This window comes from Fusibacter sp. QWL-12, from assembly GCF_058683495.1.
The window spans coordinates 2,120,592-2,145,880 of the sequence record NZ_CM178745.1 but is presented as its reverse complement, the minus strand read 5'-3'; the positions used below and the strand labels follow the sequence as shown (position 1 = coordinate 2,145,880).

Genomic DNA, 25,289 nt, shown 5'->3' with positions numbered 1-25,289 from the left:
ACCTTTTTATAATATCAAATTTTTGTTGAATTGTGCAAATTTTCTGCTAAATCGGAGTGATTCATTTAGTTGTAAGCCACACATGTAATTGCTATAATAGTCATGAGGTGAATTATGAAAGATATTATCATATTTTGTGATGGCGCATGCTCAGGAAATGGTCAAGAAGGCAACGTCGGCGGCTGGGGAGCAGTCTTAAAATATAAAGATCAATTAAAAGAAATCTACGGTGGCGCACCGACGACGACCAATAATATCATGGAGCTTACTGCTGCTATCGAAGCTTTGCAATCGTTAAAAACAAAAACACTTAACGTACATATCTATTCGGATAGTGCCTATGTAGTCAACTGCTTTAGGCAAGGGTGGTATCATAAATGGCGTTTAAATGGGTGGCTGACCTCAAAAAAAGAGCCTGTGGAAAATAAGGCCCTTTGGGAAACTTTAGTTAATTTAGTTGAATCTTTTGAAAAAGTGAATTTCTACAAGATAAAAGGACATTTAGATCCCAACAAGACGGCTGAGGTCAATAAATGGCTCACCAAGTTTAATCAAGAACACAATGCTTCTCTGACGAAAGAGGCTTTTTTATCTCTAATAGAACTCAATCACCGTGCAGATGCACTAGCAAACTTAGGTATGGCGCCTTTTAAAGGTTAGCAGATTGTACCTTGAGTTTGTTTTAAATCCACATGGACTTTTACACTGGTTTCGATAGCAATAACTAAGCCTTTAATAATGGTTTCTAGCGCCATCGAAGGTTCATTGTTTTGCTCGGGTATAAACGGTACATGAATAAAGCCTCCCTTATATTGGGGGGTTTTTCTTTGTCTCATTTCCATCAATCCAAATAATATGTGGTTACAGACATAAGTACCAGCAGAGTTGGACACACTTCCAGTGATATTTTGCATTGACCACTCATTGACGATCGCTTTGATTGGCAAGTTTGATAAAAAACCATCGGGAGCAGCATCGACGATTCTTTCGTCAATAGGTTGGTTTCCCTCATTATCAGGAATCCTTGCATCATCTACGTTAATACCGATTCTTTCTATAGTCAAACCCTGACGTCCTCCAGCTTGTCCTACACAGATAACGATATTAGGTTGATGATGATCAATGAGTTGTTCCAGTCTAGAGATAGAATCTCCAAAGACAACTGGAAGACACGCTTTTATAATCTCTATGTTCTCAATTGCTTTAATCCCTTTTACAGCTTCATACGATGGATTAATCTTCTCGCCACCAAAGGGCTCGAACCCTGTTATGAGTACCTTCATTTTTCCTCCTAGTCATATAACACAATCTTACTTAGATTGAATAGATTTACTCTCAAGAATAGATTTACTCTCAAGAATGAATTTACTCTCAAGAATGAATTTCCTATCAAGATTATAGTCCTATTATAACATCGAGTTCTCAAATATTACTACATGAGTGATTATATTCAGCTGTTGAGAAATAAAATCTTTAGGCATAGAAACTTCAGATTTTACAACAGGCGAGATTGTGGCTAAATAAAAAAACCGATCCTAAGATCGGTTTTGATATTAAACTTAAAAAGAACAAACGATTAATAGTTAGACTCTTTTAACTCGAAATGCTCTTGTGGATGTAAGCATGTTGGACAAACAGCTGGTGCTTCTGGACCTTCATGTACGTAACCACATTTGTTACATTTCCATCTAACCACTTCATCTTTTTTGAATACTTTGCCATCGATGATGTTTTGAGCAAGTTTATTATAACGATTCTCATGCTCGATTTCTGCTTTAGCAATGAATTCAAAAGCAGCAGCAACTTTTGGGAAGCCTTCTTCTCTAGCGATTCTTGCGAATTCTGGATAAAGGATTTCCCACTCTTCATGCTCGCCCATTGCAGCAGCTTGAAGATTTTCAAGAGTTGTACCAACTTTACCTGCTGGATACATAGCAGTGATTTCTAAATCGCCACCTTCTAAGAAGCTAAAGAATCTAGCAGCATGAACTCTTTCGTTATCAGCAGTTTCCATAAAGAAATCAGCGATTTGTCTATAACCGTCTTTTTCAGCTTGCTTAGCAAACATTTGGTATCTGTTTCTAGCTTGTGATTCGCCAGCAAAAGCTTTTAGTAAGTTCTTTTCCGTTTCTGTTCCCTTGATACTCGCCATGTAAAAAATACCTCCTTAAATTCTATGCGCCAACCGGTGGGACAAATGTTCTTGTTGCAAATTCTCTATCGAGCATAAGCATACCATGACCTTCGCCACCGATCATTTTCAACTCATTAATGATTTTTTCTGCATTGCCTTCTTCTTCGACTTGCTCATCGATGAACCAAACCATAAGGTTTCTAGTTGCTCTATCTTTTTCCTCTTCAGCAACTTCAGCGATGTTGTTAAGAAGTGCAGTAACGTGTTTTTCATGCTCTAAAGTTTCTTCAAATACTTCAATAGCACTATTCCACTCAAATTTTGGTACTTCAATTGCATCTAATTTTACTCTACCACCACGACTAATTAAGTAATTGAAAAACTTCAAACCGTGAAATTGCTCTTCTTCAAACTGTACTCTCATCCAGTTTGCGAACCCCGGAAGGTTAACGCTTTCAAAATAAGCCGCCATCGATAAATATAGATAAGCTGAGTATAATTCTGTATTTATTTGCTTATTGATCACTTCTTCCAATCTAGCGTTGATCATATTTTTCTCCTTTAAAATAGAGTTTAGAAGTTACCTTCTAAACTCTATCAAAATTATAATTCGTTTTTCCACAAACCGTGAAGATTACAATATTCTCTTGCCTTTATTGCCTTTTCATCGGTTTTGAAAATAGCAACTGGCTCATCACCCGGTTTTAAATAAGTAATTAGAGACTCAGACTCTGTGACAAGCTCAATCCACTCAATATGGTGTTCCTCAGTCATTGGATGAATCGTCGATCCAACCGTAACTTTATAACCACCAGCAATAGCTTCGATAACAGGAACGTGTTTTTCAGTTGCCATATCAGCAGATTTTTCTTCTAACAGATTCATCTCTTGACCACAACAAACTAACGTACCGCCGCCAACGTGCTCAACTTCTACGATATTTCCACAAACACCGCATTTGAATACATCTAATTTTTTCATTGGGACCTCCTATGATTTTTCGTTACAGCTTCTACAGACGCCATAAAAAAACATCTGTTGCTCAAGAATTTGAAAATCGTCCAATTGATCGCCAATTGCGCCTTCAAAGTTCACTTGAAAATCATATACCTTATGGCATTCCTGACATTTGAAATGACCATGCGTATCAATAAACGCATCGAATCGAACTTCGTTGTCGTCAATAGTAATCGCCATAGCGATCCCTTTGTCGATAAAAATCTTGAGTGTATTATATACTGTCGTTTTTGAAAGTGTTGGAATTTGTCCGTTTAGCGCACTGTAGATGCTTTCTACCGTAGGATGGTCTTTCGTGTTCATCAGATATTCATATATTTTTATCCTTTGGTAAGACGGCTTAATCCCGTTGGTTTTTAAAAAATCACCTACATTGTTCATCATTTTAAATACGCTTTCTTAATTATTTTAATGGCTCAAACATATCTTTGCCAACGCCGCAAAGTGGGCAAACCCAATCTTCAGGAATATCTTCAAAAGCTGTACCTGGTGCAATACCACTATCTGGATCGCCGATCTCTGGATCATAAACATAACCACATGCTACACATTCATACTTCATAATAATACTCTCCTTATACATTAAATTTTTTCTTTCTCAATTTGTAATCATTACAAATTGATAATACCATCACTTAACTTTTCTGTCAACATCAATATATCATTGTTACAGATGATGAAGCTATACAGATTTGACATAAGTGTTATATACCTCAATATATATCAAATAAAACAAAATTTCTATTTATATCAGCATAAATTAACAAATTTTTAATGCATTATTTTCTCAAAAGGAGGTATAAAGCTATTATCGAGACATATATAGAGAAAGGTGGAAACAAATGAAAAAGAAAATAATAATTATTGGAAATGGCGCAGCAGGTAATTCTGCACTTGAAGAGATTCTTGCATCTGGTGAAGCATTTGATATAACTGTAGTAACCATGGAAGCGACACCGCCATACTACAGACCGATGCTTTCCGAATACATTTCAGAAACTGAAATTCCAAAACGATTCTATCTTCATAATCACGACTGGTACATAACGAATGGAATCGATATTAAGTATGAAACTGCTCTTGATGAAATTCATCCTGATCGAAAAGCAGTTAAGCTTTCTAATGGTCAAGAGCTCCAATACGATGAGTTAATATTGGCGATGGGAAGTCGAAACTTCATACCACCATTGCCAGGCGTTGACAAAAGTAACGTACTCAATCTTCGTGACTTAACCGACGCTGAAACTCTTAAAAAATTTGCTTGGCAAAAGAAGACGGCTGTTATTATCGGTGGTGGGTTATTAGGACTTGAGTTAGGCTGGCAGCTGACAAAACTAAATGTGGACGTTACTGTGGTTGAAATGATGGAGCGACTCTTACCTAGACAGTTAGACGCAGAGGCATCTGTGCTGTTTGAAGAAAAGGTAAAAAATACTGGTATTAAAGTAATTAAAGGCGTACAAACCAAAGAAATTATCGGTTCAGATATCGCTCATGGCGTGCTACTATCCGATGGCACCATTTTACCAGCCGATTTCGTCGCTGTCTCCATTGGTGTTAGAGCTGAGACAACTTGTGCTAAAAAAGCTGGGCTTAATACGGATCGAGCAATCATAGTAGACGACTATATGAAAACAAACCTTGACAGCATCTATGCAGCAGGAGACTGCGCTGAATATAAAGGCGTCAATTATGCCATTTGGCCAGAAGCAGTTGAGCAAGGTAAGGTTGCTGCACTCAATGTTCTCGGGAAAAACACACCTTATGTTCCAGTTACACCTTTCAATATCTATCACGGTCTTAACTTGAGACTTTTCTCAATTGGCGATGTAGGTTCAAATGCTGAAGCTACTTATGATATCTATAGTTATTCTACAGAAGATCATTTCGAAAAATTCTTCTACAGAGGAGGCAAAGTAGTTGGCGGTATCCTTATTGGCAACATTTCAAAATCCTCTAAACTAAAGAAAGCCGTAAGCGAGGAAATGTCACGTGAAGATTTTGAGAAAATGCTCTCATAATCATTCTGTAAACTCTCATATGGCAATTGTCACTAAGATTAAAAACCCCTGAGACATTCATCTCAGGGGTTAATTATTATGCAGCAATGACATTAGTCACAAGCTATTTCCTATTTCCTATTTTCTATTTGCTATTGTTTAAAATCCAGTCCGCTAAATCATTAATCATCTCAGATGAAACGTGAGCTGCTACTGTATACTCTTCTGGTTTAGACATGCCTTCACCTGTCATAAACAAATGGTTGAGGTCACTGTACTCTTTATAATCTGCCTTATCACCCAATCCTTCTTGCCATAGCTTAAATTCATCAACCGTAACTTGATAGTCTCTAGTCCCTTGTAGCACTAAGATTGGAATGTTAAGCGTCGCTGCAAGTTCAACTGGATTATAGTCTTTGATGTCCATCCAGTATTTCGGTGATAATCCCATCGTTAGATTCATATCTGTATCTAAAGTCATTTCATCCGAAGAAATTAAATTAGATGCACTTTCGATGCTTTCGATTTGTTTTTGATCATTTTCATCCAAAGTACCATCTAAACCTAAAAGATACTTATACTGAGTAACGATTAACTTTTGAAGTGGTGTCACGTTCCCAGCAAGAACCGCAATACCAGCAACATCTTCGGTCGCATCTGCAATTCTAGGTGCTTGATTACCACCTAAAGAATGTCCCACTACAAATATGTGATTTGGATCTATGCCTTCATAGTTCTTTAAAAATTCAACTGCATAAACTGCATCGTCTACAACTTCATCATAAATGGTGAAATCCGCAGCTAAAGCAGGATCATTAAACTTCTCTAAATGCGTATAGGTTCTCTTATCGTATCTTAGAACGGCAACCCCTTTATCAATTAAACCTGTAGCAATATCTTTAAAAGGCTTATTCACATAGATAGATTCGTTTCTATCATTAGGACCAGAGCCGTGAACCAGTACAACTACTGGGAATGGACCATTACCCTCTTTAGGGATGCTTAAAGTACCCTCTATGACAAACGGTGCTTCGCCAAAAGTGACTTCAAACTCATTTGCATTGTCTATTTCAGCGTCAAAGTAATCTTCAACAGAAGATATTTCTTGATAGTTGAAACCAGCAATCTTACCATCATAGTTGAAGACAACGTTATACACCAGATCTTTATCAACGTGATTGCCACCTATCGATACGATGTAATACTGTGCCTGTTCGTTTGTTTTTAAGCCGTAGGTACCTTCAAAGGAGCCATAGGCTTTGATAATTTGCTTATGAATCGTTTCCATTGCCTCTACTGTAAATTGTTCTTTCATTTCATCAGAATAACTAAAATTAACGAGCATTTCTGGAAAGGACTCTGCCATGAAGGTTTCGAGGAATTGGTTTGCGATGCCCTCTGCATCAAAGTCAATTTCACGGGATTCACTAGCTGCCTCAGTGGTTTCTGTTGTCGCGTTCTCAGACTTTTGATCGTCTTTACTGCAAGCGGTCATTGCAAGAAGTGCAATTAATAGTGCCAAAATCATTATGATTCGCTTTTTATTCATGTTTTATCCTCACCTTTCGTCAAAGTAAACAACACATTCATCATACTATAAAACCCAAAATAAATAAAGTCCGGTGCTTGATTGCACCGGACCAATTAATTGATTATTTTGTATAATTGAAAATCATCTTTATTAAGTCTTCAATTTTATCCTTGTCCATTTGATTTTCATCCATCATACATTCAGATGCATGCGATTCCATAATAGCAAGGCCGACTTTGTGGATGGATTGTTTTACCGCGGCAACTTGAATTAAAATTTCATCGCAACCCTTATCGGCTTCGACCATATTCTCGATGCCTTGAATATGCCCTTTTATGGTTTTTAAGCGATTGATAATTTTCTTTTTTTGTTCTTCTGTTGCCATAAGCCCTCCATTAAATAAACAAACTCATGTTTGAATCCTCAGCAGCGCCTAGCATAGAAGCAACACCACCGAGTTCAACACCATCGATTAATTCTTCTTGTGTTATGCCCATAAGATCCATAGACATGTTACAAGCTACCATTCTAACGCCATTTTCCATAGCCATTCTAAGTAGATCTTCTAATGAATCCACGTTGTGTTTCTTCATTACCATTCTGATCATTTTAGGACCCATGCCCATCATGTTCATTTTTGATAGACCTAATTTTTTAGTACCTCTTGGCATCATACCACTGAACATACGACTCATCAAGTCTTTTTTAACCGCTACTTTTTCTGGTCTTCTTAAAATGTTAAGTCCCCAGAAGGTGTAGAATAGAGTGACCTTCTTGCCCATTGATGCAGCGCCGTTTGCTATAATTAATGTCGCAATTGCCTTATCTAAATCACCGCTAAAAACGATCATGGTTTTATCATCTTTAACAACGGTTGGTGCTTGTGCTGGTTTCTTTCTACCCTTTCTAATCTTAGCAAAGAATGCTTTATCTTCTTTTCCTGATTCAAGTAAGGTATTACCCGTTTTTTCACACCATACACCGATATCATTTACAAAGCCTGGATCTGTAGCTTTAATATCCAAGATATCGCCAGGATTCATCATCTCAATCGCTTTGTGTACTTGCATAATAGGACCTGGACATTGTAATCCACACGCATTAACCTTTATTACTTGTGCGTTCACATCATCTTGTGCGTCTTGGAAAGAAGCATCTTGCTCAACATCACCTGTCTCAGATACATGCACTTCACCTTGTGGTAGAGTACCTTCACACATACCATTATCATCTTGGCAAAGAACCGTAGAGTAAGTGTTAAATCCACCTATTAAATTATAGATATTTTCAAAGCCGTTTTGAACGAGGATTCTTGAAGCCGCATGACCTCTAATACCCACCGCACAATAAACAACATAAGTTTTAGATTTATCTAATTCAACAATTCTGCTTCTCAATTGATCTACAGGAATATTAATAGAGTTTGGAATGTATCCCATTTCTCTTTCCATTGGCTCTCTAACATCTAATACGACGAAGCTTGGGTCCATATCTTTGAACTCATGCCACTGGAATGGTTTTTCCATACCTGTCAGAATGTTTTCACCGACGAAGCCAGCCATATTAACTGGATCTTTTGCAGAAGAATATGGTGGTGCATAAGCAAGCTCAAGCTCAGTTAAATCATACACCGTTGCACCAAATCGAATAGCAGTTGCAATCACGTCGATTCTCTTTTCAACGCCATCGTATCCAACATTTTGCGCACCCAATACTTTGCCGCTCATATCAAATATAACTTTTAAAGTCATTGGAAGTGCACCAGGGTAATAGCCAGCATGTGAGTTAGGATGTACAAGAACTGTATAATAGTCTTTACCGTATACTTTTCCTTCTCTTTTAAGTGTTTTTTCATTAACACCAGTTGCTGAAACCGTTAAATCAAAGACCTTAGCAACCGAGGTTCCCATTGAACCTTTAAATGGTACTTTTTTACCTGCCACATTATCCGCACAGATTCTACCTTGTTTGTTTGCAGGACCTGCTAAAGGAATCATCGTCTTTCCGCCACCGATAAAATCGGTTACCTCTATCGCATCACCGATCGCATAAATGCTTTCATCTGAAGTCTTCATAAACTCATCAACTAGGATACCACCTCTTTGGTTGGTTTCTAAGCCTGCAGCTTTTGCAAGCTCACTTTGAGGACGGATACCAATCGATAAAATAACGAGATCAACATCAAGTGTTTTGCCACTTTGTAAGGTTACTTTTGTATTGCCATTATGGTATTCAAAAGATTTAACACCATCGCCTAAATAAAGACCGACTTTTTTAGTCTTCATATGTTTGTGAACAATCTGTGCCATTTCAAAATCTACGGGTGCCATAACTTGGTCAGCCATTTCAACGACGTTAACTTCCATGCCGAGATCGTGAAGATTTTCAGCCATTTCAAGTCCGATGAAACCACCACCGATCACCGCAACTGATTTAGGTTTTACATTATCCACAAAGCTCTTAATGCGATCCACATCTGGAATGTTCCAAAGTGAAAAGATGTTTGGGGAATCAATGCCTGGAATTGGTGGCTTAAGCGGTGTCGATCCTGGAGATAAAATTAATACATCATAGCTTTCATCATAAACACGGTTGTTCTTGATATCCCTAATTTGTAAGATTTTATTCTCTTTATCAATAGAAATCGCCTCGTTTTCAACACGAACATCTACATTAAATCTTGCGTTCATGCCTTCTGGTGTTTGAACCAATAAAGCACTTCTCTCTGCAATTGTTCCACCGATATAATATGGCAAGCCACAATTCGCAAATGAAATGTAAGGACCTTTCTCTAACATGATAATTTCTGCTTGCTCATCCATTCTTCTGAGACGCGCAGCAGCACTTGCACCGCCTGCAACCCCTCCGACAATGATCACCTTTTGACCCATAATAACCTCCATAAAAAAGTTGAATATATTTTTAACAATCTTTAGCTATAAAAAAAGCCCTTTCGGGCTTGTTTTGATGTGTGCTATAATCCCAACAATGTATCTAGTCTTGCTTTGTCGAAACCTTGAATCACTTCATCTTCTACATAAATTACAGGTACGCCCATGAAGCCTTTAGACATTAATTCTTTTCTTGCTTCAATATCTGTTGATACGTTTTTCTCAGTGTAAGCGACACCCTTTTCATTAAAATAATCTTTAGCCATTGTACAATAGCCACAAGAATTGCTTGAATAAATTACTACATTTTTAGACATAATTACCTCCATATTAGCATTTTGAGCCATAACGCATGGCCATTACATAGTAGCCTCTTGTTAAAAAGAAATTTGAATAATCGACTTTAAAGCCTTCAAATTTGTCTATTAACAATTTCTCGGCAAATATTTGTATACCCGAAAAATCTTCCATATAATCATCATCTTGTGGTTCACCCGGAACCAACCCAAACTGTGGGCCGCCTCAACCATAGCCTACGACTGTGATTCGATAGGGACCACGCTTAGCGATGTCTTTTTTAAGTCGCTCTATTGCTTGTTCAGTTGCAAATATCTTCACTGAATCCTCCACCCTCCGCATAGGGGTCATTTCTTTCTTATAATAACGTCAATTGTTTCCTTTGTCAATTCGATATTAAAAAAATTCTTGTGAATTGTTTGTAAACAACCTTAAAATGACTTTTCCCAAAATCATCAACATATTTTCCACAGAAAGTGGTTCATTTATGTTAACTCTAAATGATCTAAATAGTCTTTCATCTCTTTACAATGTTAACGGTTTGTAAACATTTATCGAACATTTTGTAATGAACAGCCTATTTAATTCACCAAAACACCTCCTAACTATAAAAATTTTGGCTAATTCTGAAAATTTTAAAAAGTTATTGTTCGGTTATACACATTATCCACAATTTTGTCCACATTTTTTTCTCCATTATTCACAGGTTGACGAATTTCTGTTATTCTTTATTTGGGAGGGTACTATGTGGGGAAAAAGAGGTCATAGAGGAGACGCATTAGAAGAACTTCTCTACTATACAAATCAATATTACCATCAATTAGGATTATGTCGAGTAGATAAAGTGAGTACACCGATAAAAGTGATCGATATTGACCATCAAGGCATGATCACTAAAGGATTTTTTGAAAAAAAATCCACTGTGGATTTTATCGGTATCGCTCAAGGTGTTTGCTTAGCATTTGATGCGAAAGAAACCAACCTAAAGAGCTTACCGCTTCAAAATATACACGACCATCAGATTGAATATATGAAGGATATAGACGCACAAGGCGGGTTGGCATTTATCATCATACATTTTAAGTTCAATGATGAGTTCTATCTGGTGCCATATGAAATGATTGCCGATTATTACACAAAGGATAGCACAAGGCGATCTATTCCATATAAAGCGATGTTAAAGGAATTTCAGATAAAAAAAGAGCGCTCAGGTAGCATATTAAACTACATGGAAACGCTCAACACATATGTCACCTACAAAGAGACATTAAAAAAGGAGTAATCTATGAAAAAAGTTCAAGTTTACTTGGTTAATTCATTTTCATATCAGTTAAAAGGTGGTAATCCAGCAGGTGTTGTGCTCGATTTTGAAAATGCTCTGTCCGGTGCTCAAATGCAAGCCATAGCAAAAGAAGTTGGTTTTTCAGAAACTGCCTTTATTCGCTCGACAACTCTTGCTGATTTTGAGCTTAAGTTCTTTACACCCACTGATGAAGTGCCTTTGTGCGGTCATGCAACCATAGCCAGCTTTTGGCTGTTAAATCATCTTGGGTATTTAACAGAAGGTTCTTATACACAATTGACAGGCGCTGGCGAACTTACAGTAAAAATCGATACAGCTGTACCAGAGGTTACCATTTGGATGGCTCAAGCTACTCCTGATGAGATTACGCCTCACATTGAGCTTTCTGACGCTTTTGTTAAGGCTTTTCCATCCATTGAAATGGATTATTCCCCATCCCTACCCATCGCAATCTGGAGCACAGGCTTAAAGGATTTATTTTTACCGATTCGCTCAAGAAAGGCTCTCAATCGTTTAGATGTCCATATGAAGGCATTGTCAAAGCTCTCAGAGGCACATGCTGTTGTCGGTGTACACGCTTTTGCTATTGAAGACGGAAAAGTCTATGCTAGAAATTTTGCCCCGCTCTATGGTATTGACGAAGAATCAGCGACGGGAACATCCAATGGTGCACTTGTTGCATACTTGTATCAAAATCTTCAAGACAAAGCACCACTATTAGCCAAAGACTTGCAACTGCCAGTCTACTATAAAATGGATGTACTTCAAGGAGAAGCCATGTCAAATACAAGTCTGATTCAAACCAAACTCTTTGAAGAACCCAACCTTTCAGTTTGGGTGGGTGGTAACTGCTACCTTGTAGGCGAACGCGTTTTAATCGAAGCACAGGCATCCGAATAATCTCGTGGGCAACTGTTATATAAGACCAAATACATTATAAATAACTTCTATTATAAGTAACTACTACTAAAATAAACGATTACAAAAATAAAATCCTATCTCTCATATCAAGCAAATACGCTTATTGTGAGGATAGGATTTTTTATTGAAATTAGAATTGCTGTTAACTCATATTAATTGCTTGCTACTACTTAATTCTGCCATCTGTTGAAATAGTGACTTCGCTGTAAGGAACAATACATTGTGCTTTTAACATCGCCGATTTAACCGCAGAAATCATACCGCCACAGCATGGCACTTCCATTTTAACGACAGTTATGCTCTTGATCTCGTTCGACGCTAAAATTTGTGCTATTTTATCCGTATTGTACTGATTGTCGTCTAGTTTTGGACAACCGATGACAGTTACTTTACCCTTAATGAAATCCCTATGGAAATCACCGTAAGCAAATGCCGTACAATCCGCTGCAATTAAAAGATCCGCATTTTGGAAATACGGTGCATTTGGACTAACCAATCTCAACTGTACAGGCCACTGCATAAGTTCCGAAGGCACCACGCCATCAAATGTAGCTTCAGCTTTAGAAGTTAAAGGCGTAATCGTCGCCTTAGGCGCCATATCTAAAGTAGGAATCGTCGCTATTCTATCAAAAGTTTTCGCTTGTGAGCCAGCACAGCCACAGCCACTTTCCATAGCCTTAGGCGCATCACTTTTAGCCTTGATATTTTTACGTTCTTGATTAAAAGCATCTGTTTCCTTTTCAACGATATGAATCGCATCTACTGGACACTTAGGCAAGCACATTCCCAGTCCATCACAGTAAGATTCGCTTACCAGCTTTGCTTTACCGTCGATGATCTCAATTGCACCTTGCATACAAGCGCCGGCACATAATCCACAACCAATACATTTATCTTCATTAATTTCAATTACATTTCTTTTCATAATTTCCTCCTACACATCACTCATATTGTAAGCTTATTATAAAATAGAAAAAACGGCAAGTCTGTAACTTATGTTACAAAACGGTGCCGTTTGATTTTAAATCACCATATCGTTATAAACGTCGCATTTGTCTTTAAATTTAAAAATTGGAATCACTGATGAATCAATCCCGCCGATGACTCTCGCTGGAATACCTACCGCTGTTGACTCAGTCTTAGTATCTGTTAATACCACAGAGCCTGCGCCGATTTTCGTTCCCGCTGCTATATGAATTGGACCAAGAATTTTAGCACCAGCACCAATTGTAACGCGATCGCCTATCGTCGGATGTCTCTTTCCTGTATCTTTTCCTGTTCCGCCAAGTGTTACCCCTTGATAGATCGTAACGTAGTCACCTACAATTGTCGTTTCACCGATAACCACACCAGTGCCATGATCGATAAACAAAGCTTTACCTATGGTCGCACCAGGATGAATCTCGATTCCAGTAAAGAATCGACTCAACTGTGAAACGAATCTAGCTGAGAAGAATCGATTATGTCTATATAGAAAATTGCTGACTCTATAAAGCGCTATTGCATGAACAGATGGATAGAGTAAAAGTACCTCTAAATAGCTGCGTGCCGCAGGATCCGATTCTTTAATAAATTTTAAATACTCTTTTGCACGTTTAAACATTCAATCACCTTCTATAAAAATACGTTATTAGAAATATATTTGTCGCCACCATCTGGTGAAATTACGACCACCTTTTTACCTTTACCAAGTTCTTTTGCAACTCTAAGCGCTGCTTCAATCGCTGCCCCACTTGATATACCTAAAAATAGTCCTTCTTTTTCAAATATTTCTTTTGTAAGTTGATATGCCTGTGTACTGTCTACTTTTTCTACTTGGTCAACGACATTTGCATCATAGATTTCAGGAACAAATCCAGCGCCAATCCCTTGAATCTTATGCGGTCCAGCCTGACCACCTGATAAAACCGGTGATTCAACAGGTTCAACACCGATGACTTTAATGCCACTGAAGTGTTCTTTCAGTCTTGCACCTGCACCAGATACTGTTCCACCAGTACCAACTGAAGCAACAAAAGCATCCAAGCTTTCAAACGAATCAATGATTTCTTGACCAGTTGTTTGATAGTGATAGTCTCTATTGGCTTTATTTTTAAACTGTTGAGGCATAAAATAGTTTGGCGTCTCAGAAAGTCTAGTTGCTTCTTGAATAGCGCCGCTCATTCCTTTGCTGCCATCTGTTAATATTAATTCTGCGCCATAGCTTTTGATGATGTTTCTTCTTTCAACACTCATCGTATCCGGCATAACGATGGTTACCGGATAACCTTTAAGTTTACCTATATATGCAAGGGCAATTCCCGTATTCCCACTTGTTGGTTCAATTATTGTCATACCGTTTTTTAGTGCGCCTGACTTCTCAGCGTCTAGAATCATACCCAGTGCAGCTCTAGCTTTAACACTTCCTGTTAAGTTCATGCCTTCAAGCTTAACATAAACCTCTGCCATATCTTCATCAACTAAATGATTTAATTTAACGACTGGTGTGTTGCCAATAAGTGATAATACATCTTCCTTAACTAATTTCGATTCCATCATTTTTTCCTCTCTCTTTCTGCTACGAATACAGCGCCTTGTCTTAAGGGATCTTTGATTCGTACGCTTCATAAAATAAAAAAACCCCGTCTCTACTAAGAGACGAAGTAAACTCCGCGGTTCCACTCTAATTGATCAAAGATCCACCTTCAAGTACGATGTACTCTATCTCTGTATCGGGAGAACCCGGTATAGCCTACTTAATTCGGTATACTGCTCCGAAGGGCACTTCATTGACAACCGCCTGAAAACTTTCACCAACCGTTTTCTCTCTAAAAGACTTTTGAAAACTACTTTCCTTCTTCAATGCTTTAACCTATAATCCCTACCAAATTAATTCCAACTAATTCAGTACGATATCTTAATACGTATTTTACCCTCTTGATGCATAACTGTCAACTATGAAAAAGTAAATAAATTGTTAAGGATGTGTCGTTAATTTTTTAACTTTTCAGACCTTCAACCTATGTGCAGTTTAATTTTTATGTGTTAAAATAGTGTCAGAGGTGATACTATGGATTTTCGTCAGCTTGAAGCTTTCGTCAATGTGGCGCGTTATAAGAATTTTTCAAGAGCCGGTAAAGCGCTCTTTTTATCACAACCAACGATCAGTTTGCACATTTCCAATCTTGAGAAAGAGCTTGGTACCCCACTTTTCGATCGAACGTCAAAAGAAGTTAATCTCACACCCGCAGGTTCTGAGTTTCTTAATTATGCCCTTGATATGATCAATATGAAAAATAGAGCCATCCATAACATTATTACTTCTCAGATGAAAATTACTGGCTCCATCACCATTTCCACGTCCACAACACCGAGCCTTGTGCTATTACCAAAAGCCATCGAAATCTATCAGGCCTTGCATCCTGAGGTAAAGTTTATCATAGAAGAAAAGACATCTACTGTTATTCTAGAAGACGTATGCTCATTATCCAGTGACCTTGGGTTAATTGGTATGCACATCGAAAATGAACGTTTTATTAGCACACCTCTATTTGATGACGACATGGTCTTTATCTGTAGTGAAGACTTACCATTAGAAGGTATGGTGGATTTCACTGAAATTCTCCCTTACAAGTTCATTAGTAGAAGCGATCAATCCGCAACACGTATAGAAATTGAACGTCTTATGGCTGAATGCGGTCTTGATATCTCATTATTGGATACCATCGTAGAGAGCGATAACCTTAATTTAATCATCAATCTCGTCGTCTCTGGACTTGGCATTTCATATATGTCCGAGCGACTTTTTAAGTGCTATAGTAAAAACTTGCCCGTTAAGGCTTTTCATATCAAAGGTTTAAATACAACCCGTAACATACACTTGATTACCAATAGACGAAGAACGCTTTCACCGGCTGCAGAGGATTTCGTGAAGCTTTTAATTAGCCTTAAGGATGAAGTCTGAAAAACTTTTCTCAAATAAAATAAATCCTGTGTTCATCAAACACTTTCTAAGAAAGCGTGATATGAACACAGGATTTTTATTTTATTGATTCTGCAGAATACGTCTTTCGGTGCATCTTTATCGCCAAACCTAATGGTAGCAACATGAAGATGCCCACGGTCAAGAACAACCCTTGATAGCCTAGATAATCCGCCAAAAATCCACTGATCAAAGTAAAGATAAAGTTTGCTATTCCAGAGGAAACTGCCGAATAGATGGCAATAGCTGAAGTAACCACTGCTCTAGGTGTCATCTCAATTATAAGTTCAACGAAAAGTGGCACAAATATCCCAACCAATAGTCCCCTTAGCACACCCGCTAAAACAAACTGCCAAAGCTCAGTACTTTGACTTAGCACCAGCATCCTTATGATGGCGATCACATTCATGAAAACCAGCAGCTTTGTTGCGCTAAAGCGTTTTATTAACCTTTTAGACTGAGAAATCAACGGTACTTCCACGCATACGGAAATAAACGTTATCAGTCCTAACTTTGACAAATCCACACCAGTGCTTCTTATAAAAAGCCCTAGGTACTGATCGGATCCAAAAAATGAACCGATGAGCAGAAAACTGTATACCAGTACAAATAGATATTTCTTTTCCTTTAACAATGCTGATAAATCTGCCTTAAGCGTCTTATCTAGCCTTGGCAGTTTGAACGCATCTAATCGAAAGGTCAGGAATAAACTTAAAACATAACCGATACTCGCTATATAAAATAACCACACCAGTCCGTAACGATTGGAAATCCAAGCGACGAAAAAAGCTCCTATCGCATAACCCAGAGAACCCCAGGTTCTAACGTATCCAAATGACCCTTCAGTTGCCTGATTTACATATTCAATCGTCATCGCATCTGACAATGGCCCTTGACCACACAGGAAAATCTGATAGAGATAATACAGTGCGATGACCCAGAACTGTTGGGTTATTAAAGTAATTGCACCTGTAAGAAGTGCTGTCGCTATTAATAACCCTTGTAGTACAATCCGCTTATTGCCCTTCATATCTGACACCAATCCCCAAATCGGCTGAAAAACCAGTGAGATTAATGGCAAGATAGACATTACTAATCCAATTGTAGACAAAGAAAGCCCTATCTCTTCATTGAGATAGAGCGTTATTAACGTATACACAGATGACCATGTAAAAAATAATACAAAATAGAATGACTTATAACGATTCATTGATGCCTCAAAAGATCTTTAAAATTTGTTTGTAAAATATGCCTTAAGCATCAGTATAGCACATCGTCACAACTTGTCCATCCTATAATTTTAAAATCATTTGGAACCAAATCATTTGATGCAAAATCTAAAAGATTGCCATGGTTTCAGTTCATCTAGTAAGAACTGTTCATGTGATACTACAGTTGCCACATGATTGGTCTTACCACTATTTGGCATCTCCTTTAATGCGATTTGCAATTCTCCAGTGTATCTTTTATATAGATCGTTCTCTATAAGAATATCGCCTGGTTTAATCTCATCTGTATCATGAGGTGGGAAAGACTCACCTTTGAATTTCACCCTGCTCATCGTTGATCTTAGAACATATTCAGAAACATCGCCTCTTACGAAATGGGGTTCGTCTAAGACAATGGTTTTTTCAAGGTCTGTCGTGTTCTCTGTAAATGCTACCTGAAGGTATAAAAGATAGCGATCGAGTTTGCCCAGTGCTTTAATTTCCTCTTCTGAGGCAAACATATTGCCTATGACAACGTCGTCAATTAATCCTGTATTAAATAAGTCCTTTGCCTGCGTTTCAATCGGTAAGGTTCTATGTGACTCTAAGGTACAAAGCCCCTCAGAGACAGGCCATGGGCCAAACTCAGCATGTGATGAACTTACGAATGCAGCTGTTTTAACATTGAGCTGCTTAAACTGCTCTGAGCATTTTAAAAAGTGAGTTCTAGAAAGGCCAGTATAAACGTGTGGGTAAAAGTTATGACAGCCATAAATATTGCCTAAATTCGGTTGATAGCTGAGAATATTATCGATGTACCGATTACCATTACTCATATTAAGTTCTATTTTAATCCCATGCGGATTAAATGACATCAAAGCTTCTTCATGTCCAGAAAAGCCTAGATCCAAACGAATTCCTGAAAGATGAATCTCTTTAAAAAAAGACAGATCACTTGGTGATAAATCAAAAGTTGAGAATACTGTAGGATCAACATCTGCAATCACTTCCATTCCCAGTCTTGAAGCATGTTCTGTCATTTCTTTAAACTTGTCAATAAATGCAGTCCCTTCCTCCCCTGCGGAGATTAAGCAGGTGAAAACACGTGAAAACCCATTTTCAGCAGCCAAACTTAGATAATTCTTAATCTCATCTATCGGGGCTTGATCCACATAGACCGATACGCCTAGTCTTCTCATTTCTGCCTACTTTCTAGTCATATTATAAATCACTTGATACAACTCTACGATTTCAGATGCTAAATCTTTTGCAGTCATAGCATTCATTAAGTGATCCTGTGCATGAATTAAGAGCATCGAAAGCTCAACCTTATCACCAGATGCCTCTGATTGAATCAAAGCAGTTTGACTTTTGTGTGCCTTTGAAAGACTCGCTGCAGATGCTTCGATGGCAGCATGTGCTTCTTCGAACTTAAAAGTCTTTGCATAGCCAATCGCTTCCATAGCCGCACTTTTTGCCTCACCACTATTCGTAATCAGATTCATTATAACCATTTCCATAAAATGCTCCTATTCTAGTAAATCGAGATTAGAGAATGATTGCTCATCCCCTAATCTCATTATACTGTTTTTCTATTTGTTCTCGCCAGAGTTTAGTGTTTTGTTTCTATCAAGTGCACCCATAAATGGTAAATAAACCACGGTTGCAATTGCAAGGTTGATCAGTGCAACGATACCACCTTTTATAGAAGCAGTTGCTATTGCAGCACCGATTACTGGTGGGAACGTCCAAGGTACGATTACTACCGTTTTAGGGCAAATACCGAGTTTCATAAGGACAACGGTGTTGATTACCATTAAAATTGGACCAATGATAAAAGGAATTAACAAGAATGGGTTCAGTACGATTGGCAAACCGTATACCACAGGCTCATTGATGTTGAATAGACCAGGTCCGATACCTAATTTAGCAATCTCTCTATGTTCTTTTCTCTTCGCAACGATGAATGCTGCAATTAAAAGACCGATAGTAGCACCACTACCACCCATATAAACAAACGTATCAAGCATAACTTTTGTTACCGTGTAAACTGGTTCAGCACCAGCTTGGAATGCATCGATGTTTGCTTGAATCATTGGTAGTAATATTGGCTCGATGATACCGCCAATGATATTTGATCCGTGAAGACCGAAGAACCATAGAATTTGATTCATAAATACGATAACGATTGCAGAACCAATTGTATCAGCAACGTTTGTAAGTGGCGCTGCAACAACTCTATTGATAAATGCGAATAAGTTGCCATCAGGTAATTTAGTCGATAAAATCGATGCAAAAGCAAAGATGACTAAAGTTAATAAACCTGGGAACAATGAAGCAAATGATTTTGCAACTGCTGGTGGTACGCCTTCAGGCATACGAATTACTAAGTGTTTAACGCGCGTTAATCTGACGAAGATTTCAGTTGAAACGATTGCGACGATTAATGCCACGAACATTGCACCTGAGTTGAGATAAGTCCAGTTAACGTCACCCCAACCACCGTTTGGTGATACTTGAGGCACCATGATGAAAAATGCTGCTAATGAAATCATACCAGCTGCTAATCCATCTACTTCATAAGATTTAGCTAAGTTGTATGAAATACTATAAGCAAGATAGATAGAGATTACTGCAAATGCACCCCACCAAATGTTACCGCCAAAGCTTTTCCAGCTATCTCCAAAGATAGATGTCATCGCATTTTGATAAGCGTCAATTGGTAAATTGTTAATTAATACTGCAAATGATCCTGCTATAAGGATCGGCATCAATGCCACGAAACCATCTCTAATTGCGACGAGATGTCTTTGTGAACCAATTCTCCCAGCCACTGGGATAAAACTTCTCTCTAGAAGCCTCATAATTTTGTTCATGACTAACCCCCTGTAATTAAAAGTTGATGAAAAGCTTTTCTGATAAATTTATGATTCCATACGATAAACCTTGAGCATGTGCTCTTGATTTAACACAGCAAGTGATCACGTGCTGTGGTGATGAAACTTAAAATTGTACGTCTACAATTTTAATGCTTTTTCAAGGACTTTTGGTCCATTCATCGTGCCGTAATCGATACTATCGATAACCGCAACTGGTGTTCCTTTTGCTTCAACCGCCTTTTGAATCTTAGATAGTAAAAAACGAACCTGAGGTCCTAACAAGATGATGTCCACATCATTGTACTTTGCTTTCGCCTCTGACTCAGAGCATGCAAAAATCTCTATTGTCATCCCTTGATCATTTGCTGCTTTCATCATTTTAGTGACAAGCAAACTCGTCGACATTCCCGCCGAACATACCAACATGATTTTTTTCATAACTTCTCTCCTATTTCTTATTTTTGGCTAATTTATATGCCCCTACTACAGGTCTTTCGTTCAATCTCTTAATGTGAATGTCACTTGGTAAGAGCGCTTTCATTTTATTAACGATCGCATCGTTGTTCATAACAACACTGCCACTTAACACGATTTCGAGTGGCGACTGATTCACCCATTTCTGTAAAGCGAAGCACATTTCCACCAAATCAACAGCCGTTTGATCGATGATAGCATTTGCAACCTGATCGGTTTCAGCCAGTGTTGCCACTGTTTTTGCAAGTGCTGCTATCTGGTGTTTTTGATTGTCTCTATTGTACAGAAAATCGATTATATCCGGAACCGAAGTTACCGTCATTTGATCCTTTAAGGCTTCAAACAATCCTGTGCTTTCACCTCTGCCATCATAGGCTCTGAACATTGCCTCAATGGCTCTGATACCAATTCTATAACCACTACCATAGTCATCGGCAAGGTGCCCCCATCCACCGACGCGATGTGCCTTACCCTCTGCATCTACACCTACTGCGATAGAGCCTGTTCCACTGATAAGAATACCGCCGGTTAAGCTACCCGTCTCAGCTGCCATTGCCACAAGTGCGTCGTTGATGACAATGAGCCCACCTTTATATCCCAGTTCACTAAAAAGCGATCTAATAACGGCTTCATCTGAAGGTGTGTCCACACCTGCGCCACCGAAGCAGATGGTCTCAACTTCGCTCAAGGAAACGCCCTCGTGGTCCAACAAAAGAAACAATAAGTCCTTTATCGTCGCTTGAGCACCTTGTTTCCCAATGTTATGATAATTTGATGGCCCTGAAGTCGCTTCAAATAATATTTGATCTGCGTTACCGATTATGCCTATGGTATTTGAACCGCCACCATCCATTCCGATATAATACATTTATAGACCGCCTTCAAATAATAGGTTGATCCCTTCAATAGCTTGAGCTTCGTCTTCACCATCTGCAATGATGATAATCTCATCACCCGTATTAACACATAAACCTAAAATGCCCATAATACTTTTGCCATTGACGAGCTTCTCATTTTTTTGAACTTTGATTTCACTTGAATATTTTGAAGCTTCAGTGACAAACTGGCTCGCTGGTCGAGCATGAAGTCCTGTTTCGCTTTGTACTCTAACTGCTAATTGTTTCAAATACACACCTCCTCACTTACACGCTTATATAATGCATGAATGATGCCAAAACCCGTGCCAAGTCATCCAAATTTATCGGATGTTTTTTAAAAAATTGGTGTTATGTTTAATTATTCGTGCATTTTAGCGGTTTCTAACTTTTAATTTTCTGTAAAAAAATACAAAAAAAAATCCGTATATACGGATTTTTTGGCTTTTTTTTGTAAAATTAGTCTTAAATTATGTGTATTCAGTGTGTAAAACGTCGACACACATTTTTACACAGTTTGTGTTTGTGTGTAACTTTGACGTTTTAGTGTATTTTTTACACACTTTCAATATTATTAGATAAAAAGAGTTTGGCCAGATAAGCAACGTCACTTTCATTGAACTTAAGTCCAAATCGACTCTCAAGCGCACCTAAGGCTTGCTTAATCAAAGCGATTTCTCTTGAGTTCTTAGAAATAAAGGCATCCACATCATCGCGACGCTTACTGTGTGTCCCAGTTTTTATCTGCTCCACTAAAAAACTCATATGAAGCGCGATGCCAACCTTTACATCATCAGGTACCTTTACCTTTAATAAGCGTTCTGCATCGATGCTAAATTGACGCACATAAGAAATGAGTTCTTTGGCATCTACCGTTTCTATATGCTCAGAAAGTGAATCGCCTATTTTAATGTATTCGTCTTGATGAGATACCAATGTCTTTAATAGCGTCATGCCCTTACCCGTCAATACATCCACTGCTGAAATATAAGGAATACCTTGCTCTTCCACCTCTACAGTTCCAACGATCGCAAGAATTTCATGCGTTCTTCGATATTCTGCCACCGAAGCTGCAAAAGCTTTGCGGTTTAGGATGTCTAACGGAACGACCTCAAAAGAATCGCCTAAATCCAGTTGTGAAACGATCAGCTCTTTTAATTTTTCGCTTGCCCCTTCACCAGTGAAGCACACTGTAATAATTAGATTCTTCTTACGAATATCTGGCACACTAACCACAGTTGGCGCTCTGCCCATCAACTCGGAGCAAGCAGAATGAATTTCTGTTAAGTCACGACCTAGAACTGCTCGTCTACAAGCTTCAAGCGCAATAGGTGTACTGATGCAGTCGATGGTTTTGCAAGATATGCCAGTTTCATCATAAATGATTTCAGAAAAATTCACCAACGATCCCATATCTACCAAAAGAATGACGCCTCTGCCTTCGTGAATCTCTTTCACCTTGCTCACCGCGAGTTCAACCATCGCCTGTGGCTTCATGTTCAACGGCATGTCCAGCGCATGGCAATGTGTTGTGCCTACCAACGTATTCACCACCTGCGCCATACTTGATGCAGTGGAATTACCATGCATGATAATCAAAACAGCCACATTCTCATCCTTTTCCCCTATGTGTTCATGTGGGTTGGATGCGAGAAACATGGTCAAATATCCGATTTCATCTAGTGGTGTCTCTACATTAAATGATTCATCTATCTTCTTCGCCAGCTCCATCGCAACTAAAAACGCGTCAGGATAATTAACCCTTATTAGATTCAGCTTTGGATGATAGATCTTCTTGCCTCTTCTAAGGCGTTCGATACTGCCGTTGAGGTGAAGAGCAAAACCATAAAAGATTTTTTCATCGAAGGACTTGCCTAGCTTTTCACTTGCTTCTGAAAGTGCTTTTTCAGTGAATTCTACAATCCCAACATCCACCACCTTAGCGATTTCGTCCTTCTTAAAGTGTGGCGTCATATCCACCATGTATTTTCTAAAGTGCGTCTCAATGTCAATGCTCATAATCTGATTGATCTCAGCTTCACTATGACCATCGTTTCTAAGCCGCGTTAGCTTGCTTTCAATTTGCTCATAAAAATAAGTGTCATCCAAATCCTCGTAGAGATACATGGTTTCATCATCGTAGTGAAACTTAAAGATGTCATCTTGGTTTTTAATGAGTTTTTCTATTTCAGATCGATTTTCTTTGATTCTGAGGTGACCACGCCCCACTTGCTGTGGCAGGTCGCTTAGCTCTATTAAAATATAGCTTTTATCTTGTGATTTATAGTTGAAGAAAGCCTTTGCACAAGCCAGCTGAATATCGCTTTTAAGCTGTCCGATGTTGCTTGGGCAATCATAAAGCAAAAATGACTCAAGTGCATTTTTGTTAATGTAGATGCTTTTCGACAGACGCTTTGACTCTTCCTTTATAAAGGTCTGTATCAACATGTATCTGTCCTTTAAGCCACGCTCGTTCAGTGCTGGGAGCTGAATCGTCATAGGAATACGTCTTGTAAACGTTCTTAAGAGTGCCGATTCTGGGTCCTCTGTGGTTGCAGCGATAATCTGTACTTCAGCGTACTGACGTTCTTCAGTATCGCCAAGCCGTCTAAAGTAGCCTTTATCAATAAAAGTAAAGAGCATTTCCTGCCCTTGATAAGATAAGCGATGTACCTCATCTAAAAATATAATACCACCATTCGCTTTACTTAAGAGACCTTCTCTATCCTTTTCCGCACCTGTATATGCCCCCTTCTTCACGCCGAAGATCTGAGCGGTTAACAATTGCGGGTTCTCAGCATAGTCTGCACAGTTAAACCTGACAAAAGGCGCATCTTCACCAATCATACTCGAATTCTTTGCAAACTGATACATCAGCTCTGCAAACATGGATTTACCCACACCCGTCTCACCTAAAATCAAAGTGTGTAGTCCTCTAGGCGGGTATAGAATAGCTGCTTTTGCCTGTTGGATCGGAACACTTAAGCTTTTCTCCGCTCCTATTAAAAGGTCGAGTGACGTCTTCTTTTCCGAACTTGGTTTTGAGAGGTAACTCGTTTCAGCATTAGTATGTAACAGCTGGTACTGAACTGGACGAGTCTTTATTTTTTGGATTTTATTATCGACCACCAATTGATTGAGATGTCGACTTGCATTGGTTCTGTCGATCGATAGTGCTTCTGATATTTGATTTGCTGTAAACGATTCATTTGGTTTTGCTGAAATCCAATTGAGTACTTCATCAATTTTTCGCATATCGACTCCCCTTTTTGCTTTATCAAATCTTTAGGCATCGAGCCTTCCAATTTTGCCACAAGCAAGATTGTGGCTAAAAAAAACTCTCAGCTCATGGTATCACAAGCTGAGAGTTATCGTCAACAAACTATCCTTCGAGAACCTTAATATTAATTTTACGTTTTCTTGGACCATCAAACTCACATAAGAAAATGGATTGGAACATCCCAAGCTCAACTCTACCATTTTCGATGATCAAGGTTTCGGTGTTACCGAACAAGGATGCCTTTATGTGTGCATCGCTGTTACCTTCTATGTGTAAATAGTTCCCATCCTTTGGTACAATTTCCTTAAGCTTTTCAATGATGTCCTTTTGAACCACTGGATCGTAGTTCTTGTTAAGCGTCAGTGCCGCAGTAGCATGAGGTACATGAACGATTACAATCCCATATAAAACACCACTTTCACTTACGATTCGTTTGATTTCCTCTAAAATTTCGTACATTTGATATTGTTCTGTCGTTTTAATGTCGATTGTTTTAAACATAAACACCCCTCCAATCA

At 38.5% G+C, this 25,289-nt stretch carries 28 protein-coding genes and 1 other annotated feature; of the genes, 5 read left to right on the top strand and 23 right to left on the bottom strand.

The window, feature by feature from the left end; genetic code table 11:
- Positions 1 to 114: 114 nt before the first annotated feature.
- Entirely contained in the window at positions 115 to 660 is a 546-nt protein-coding gene (locus AC4PID_RS10410; RefSeq protein ID WP_492131945.1) for a ribonuclease H family protein, read from the top strand.
- Here the strand turns inward: AC4PID_RS10410 and pcp are convergent.
- The 6 genes from pcp to rd all read right to left on the bottom strand — a co-directional run bounded on the left by pcp (position 657) and on the right by rd (position 3,716).
- Positions 657 to 1,283, bottom strand: a complete 627-nt coding sequence (gene pcp, locus AC4PID_RS10405) for a pyroglutamyl-peptidase I (protein WP_492131944.1) — start codon at positions 1,281 to 1,283, stop codon at positions 657 to 659. The genes AC4PID_RS10410 and pcp overlap by 4 nt on opposite strands.
- 293 nt (positions 1,284 to 1,576) lie before the next feature.
- Complete coding sequence (rbr, locus tag AC4PID_RS10400) at positions 1,577 to 2,152, bottom strand: rubrerythrin (RefSeq protein WP_492131943.1); 576 nt, start codon at positions 2,150 to 2,152, stop codon at positions 1,577 to 1,579.
- Positions 2,153 to 2,174: 22 nt separating this feature from the next.
- On the bottom strand, positions 2,175 to 2,684 hold the full coding sequence (locus tag AC4PID_RS10395) for a ferritin (protein WP_492131942.1): 510 nt from the start codon (positions 2,682 to 2,684) through the stop codon (positions 2,175 to 2,177).
- 53 nt (positions 2,685 to 2,737) lie between these two features.
- Positions 2,738 to 3,115, bottom strand: coding sequence for a desulfoferrodoxin (locus tag AC4PID_RS10390; protein ID WP_492131941.1), 378 nt, complete (start codon positions 3,113 to 3,115; stop codon positions 2,738 to 2,740).
- A gap of 9 nt (positions 3,116 to 3,124) precedes the next feature.
- Positions 3,125 to 3,535, bottom strand: a complete 411-nt coding sequence (locus AC4PID_RS10385) for a Fur family transcriptional regulator (protein ID WP_492131940.1) — start codon at positions 3,533 to 3,535, stop codon at positions 3,125 to 3,127.
- A 19-nt stretch (positions 3,536 to 3,554) separates the two neighbouring features.
- Positions 3,555 to 3,716, bottom strand: coding sequence for a rubredoxin (rd, locus tag AC4PID_RS10380; RefSeq protein ID WP_459848895.1), 162 nt, complete (start codon positions 3,714 to 3,716; stop codon positions 3,555 to 3,557).
- A gap of 277 nt (positions 3,717 to 3,993) precedes the next feature.
- Here rd and AC4PID_RS10375 point away from each other — a divergent pair, with 277 nt between their 5' ends.
- The gene (locus AC4PID_RS10375) at positions 3,994 to 5,172 is read left to right on the top strand and encodes an NAD(P)/FAD-dependent oxidoreductase (RefSeq protein WP_492131939.1); all 1,179 of its coding nucleotides are present in this window, start codon (positions 3,994 to 3,996) and stop codon (positions 5,170 to 5,172) included.
- A gap of 124 nt (positions 5,173 to 5,296) precedes the next feature.
- On the opposite strand, the gene AC4PID_RS10370 is transcribed toward AC4PID_RS10375, so the two are convergent.
- The 5 genes from AC4PID_RS10370 to AC4PID_RS10350 all read right to left on the bottom strand — a co-directional run bounded on the left by AC4PID_RS10370 (position 5,297) and on the right by AC4PID_RS10350 (position 10,044).
- On the bottom strand, positions 5,297 to 6,700 hold the full coding sequence (locus AC4PID_RS10370) for an alpha/beta fold hydrolase (RefSeq protein ID WP_492131938.1): 1,404 nt from the start codon (positions 6,698 to 6,700) through the stop codon (positions 5,297 to 5,299).
- Between the two features lie 103 nt (positions 6,701 to 6,803).
- Positions 6,804 to 7,067, bottom strand: coding sequence for a metal-sensitive transcriptional regulator (locus AC4PID_RS10365; protein ID WP_492131937.1), 264 nt, complete (start codon positions 7,065 to 7,067; stop codon positions 6,804 to 6,806).
- A gap of 10 nt (positions 7,068 to 7,077) precedes the next feature.
- Positions 7,078 to 9,573, bottom strand: a complete 2,496-nt coding sequence (locus AC4PID_RS10360) for a DsrE/DsrF/DrsH-like family protein (protein WP_492131936.1) — start codon at positions 9,571 to 9,573, stop codon at positions 7,078 to 7,080.
- 83 nt (positions 9,574 to 9,656) lie between these two features.
- Complete coding sequence (locus AC4PID_RS10355) at positions 9,657 to 9,890, bottom strand: glutaredoxin family protein (protein ID WP_492131935.1); 234 nt, start codon at positions 9,888 to 9,890, stop codon at positions 9,657 to 9,659.
- A 13-nt stretch (positions 9,891 to 9,903) separates the two neighbouring features.
- Positions 9,904 to 10,044 (bottom strand): hypothetical protein, encoded by a 141-nt coding sequence (locus AC4PID_RS10350; RefSeq protein ID WP_492131934.1) that lies wholly within the window; start codon positions 10,042 to 10,044, stop codon positions 9,904 to 9,906.
- A 571-nt stretch (positions 10,045 to 10,615) separates the two neighbouring features.
- On the opposite strand from AC4PID_RS10350, the gene AC4PID_RS10345 reads away from it, so the two are divergent.
- Positions 10,616 to 11,152: a Holliday junction resolvase RecU gene (locus AC4PID_RS10345; protein WP_492131933.1), complete on the top strand. Its 537-nt coding sequence runs from the start codon at positions 10,616 to 10,618 to the stop codon at positions 11,150 to 11,152.
- Between the two features lie 3 nt (positions 11,153 to 11,155).
- On the top strand, positions 11,156 to 12,073 hold the full coding sequence (locus AC4PID_RS10340; RefSeq protein ID WP_492131932.1) for a PhzF family phenazine biosynthesis protein: 918 nt from the start codon (positions 11,156 to 11,158) through the stop codon (positions 12,071 to 12,073).
- 187 nt (positions 12,074 to 12,260) lie between these two features.
- Here AC4PID_RS10340 and AC4PID_RS10335 read toward each other — a convergent pair whose 3' ends face one another.
- The 3 genes from AC4PID_RS10335 to cysK form a co-directional block, all read right to left on the bottom strand.
- Positions 12,261 to 13,019 (bottom strand): ATP-binding protein, encoded by a 759-nt coding sequence (locus AC4PID_RS10335; protein ID WP_492131931.1) that lies wholly within the window; start codon positions 13,017 to 13,019, stop codon positions 12,261 to 12,263.
- Between the two features lie 96 nt (positions 13,020 to 13,115).
- Positions 13,116 to 13,697, bottom strand: a complete 582-nt coding sequence (gene epsC, locus AC4PID_RS10330; RefSeq protein ID WP_492131930.1) for a serine O-acetyltransferase EpsC — start codon at positions 13,695 to 13,697, stop codon at positions 13,116 to 13,118.
- Positions 13,698 to 13,708: 11 nt separating this feature from the next.
- Positions 13,709 to 14,632 (bottom strand): cysteine synthase A, encoded by a 924-nt coding sequence (gene cysK, locus AC4PID_RS10325; protein WP_492131929.1) that lies wholly within the window; start codon positions 14,630 to 14,632, stop codon positions 13,709 to 13,711.
- A gap of 92 nt (positions 14,633 to 14,724) precedes the next feature.
- Positions 14,725 to 14,945 (bottom strand) — a binding site (T-box leader).
- Between the two features lie 198 nt (positions 14,946 to 15,143).
- On the opposite strand from cysK, the gene AC4PID_RS10320 reads away from it, so the two are divergent.
- Positions 15,144 to 16,037 (top strand): selenium metabolism-associated LysR family transcriptional regulator, encoded by an 894-nt coding sequence (locus tag AC4PID_RS10320; RefSeq protein ID WP_492131928.1) that lies wholly within the window; start codon positions 15,144 to 15,146, stop codon positions 16,035 to 16,037.
- 76 nt (positions 16,038 to 16,113) lie between these two features.
- Here the strand turns inward: AC4PID_RS10320 and AC4PID_RS10315 are convergent, their stop codons facing one another.
- From AC4PID_RS10315 to AC4PID_RS10275, 9 genes are all read right to left on the bottom strand, one after another.
- Positions 16,114 to 17,265: an MFS transporter gene (locus AC4PID_RS10315; protein WP_492131927.1), complete on the bottom strand. Its 1,152-nt coding sequence runs from the start codon at positions 17,263 to 17,265 to the stop codon at positions 16,114 to 16,116.
- A 111-nt stretch (positions 17,266 to 17,376) separates the two neighbouring features.
- Entirely contained in the window at positions 17,377 to 18,462 is a 1,086-nt protein-coding gene (locus AC4PID_RS10310; protein WP_492131926.1) for a DUF871 domain-containing protein, read from the bottom strand.
- Between the two features lie 6 nt (positions 18,463 to 18,468).
- Positions 18,469 to 18,783 carry a PTS sugar transporter subunit IIA gene (locus AC4PID_RS10305; protein ID WP_492131925.1) on the bottom strand — a complete coding sequence of 105 codons (315 nt, stop codon included), beginning with the start codon at positions 18,781 to 18,783 and terminating at the stop codon, positions 18,469 to 18,471.
- 72 nt (positions 18,784 to 18,855) lie between these two features.
- A complete protein-coding gene (locus AC4PID_RS10300) occupies positions 18,856 to 20,139 on the bottom strand; it encodes a PTS sugar transporter subunit IIC (protein ID WP_492131924.1) in 1,284 nt (427 codons plus the stop codon).
- A gap of 141 nt (positions 20,140 to 20,280) precedes the next feature.
- Complete coding sequence (locus AC4PID_RS10295; protein ID WP_492131923.1) at positions 20,281 to 20,580, bottom strand: PTS sugar transporter subunit IIB; 300 nt, start codon at positions 20,578 to 20,580, stop codon at positions 20,281 to 20,283.
- Positions 20,581 to 20,590: 10 nt separating this feature from the next.
- Positions 20,591 to 21,484: an N-acetylglucosamine kinase gene (locus tag AC4PID_RS10290; RefSeq protein WP_492131922.1), complete on the bottom strand. Its 894-nt coding sequence runs from the start codon at positions 21,482 to 21,484 to the stop codon at positions 20,591 to 20,593.
- Positions 21,485 to 21,742 (bottom strand): HPr family phosphocarrier protein, encoded by a 258-nt coding sequence (locus AC4PID_RS10285; protein WP_492131921.1) that lies wholly within the window; start codon positions 21,740 to 21,742, stop codon positions 21,485 to 21,487.
- Positions 21,743 to 22,046: 304 nt separating this feature from the next.
- Complete coding sequence (locus AC4PID_RS10280) at positions 22,047 to 24,746, bottom strand: sigma-54-dependent transcriptional regulator (protein WP_492131920.1); 2,700 nt, start codon at positions 24,744 to 24,746, stop codon at positions 22,047 to 22,049.
- A 127-nt stretch (positions 24,747 to 24,873) separates the two neighbouring features.
- Positions 24,874 to 25,272, bottom strand: a complete 399-nt coding sequence (locus tag AC4PID_RS10275; protein WP_492131919.1) for a secondary thiamine-phosphate synthase enzyme YjbQ — start codon at positions 25,270 to 25,272, stop codon at positions 24,874 to 24,876.
- Between the last annotated feature and the right edge of the window lie 17 nt (positions 25,273 to 25,289).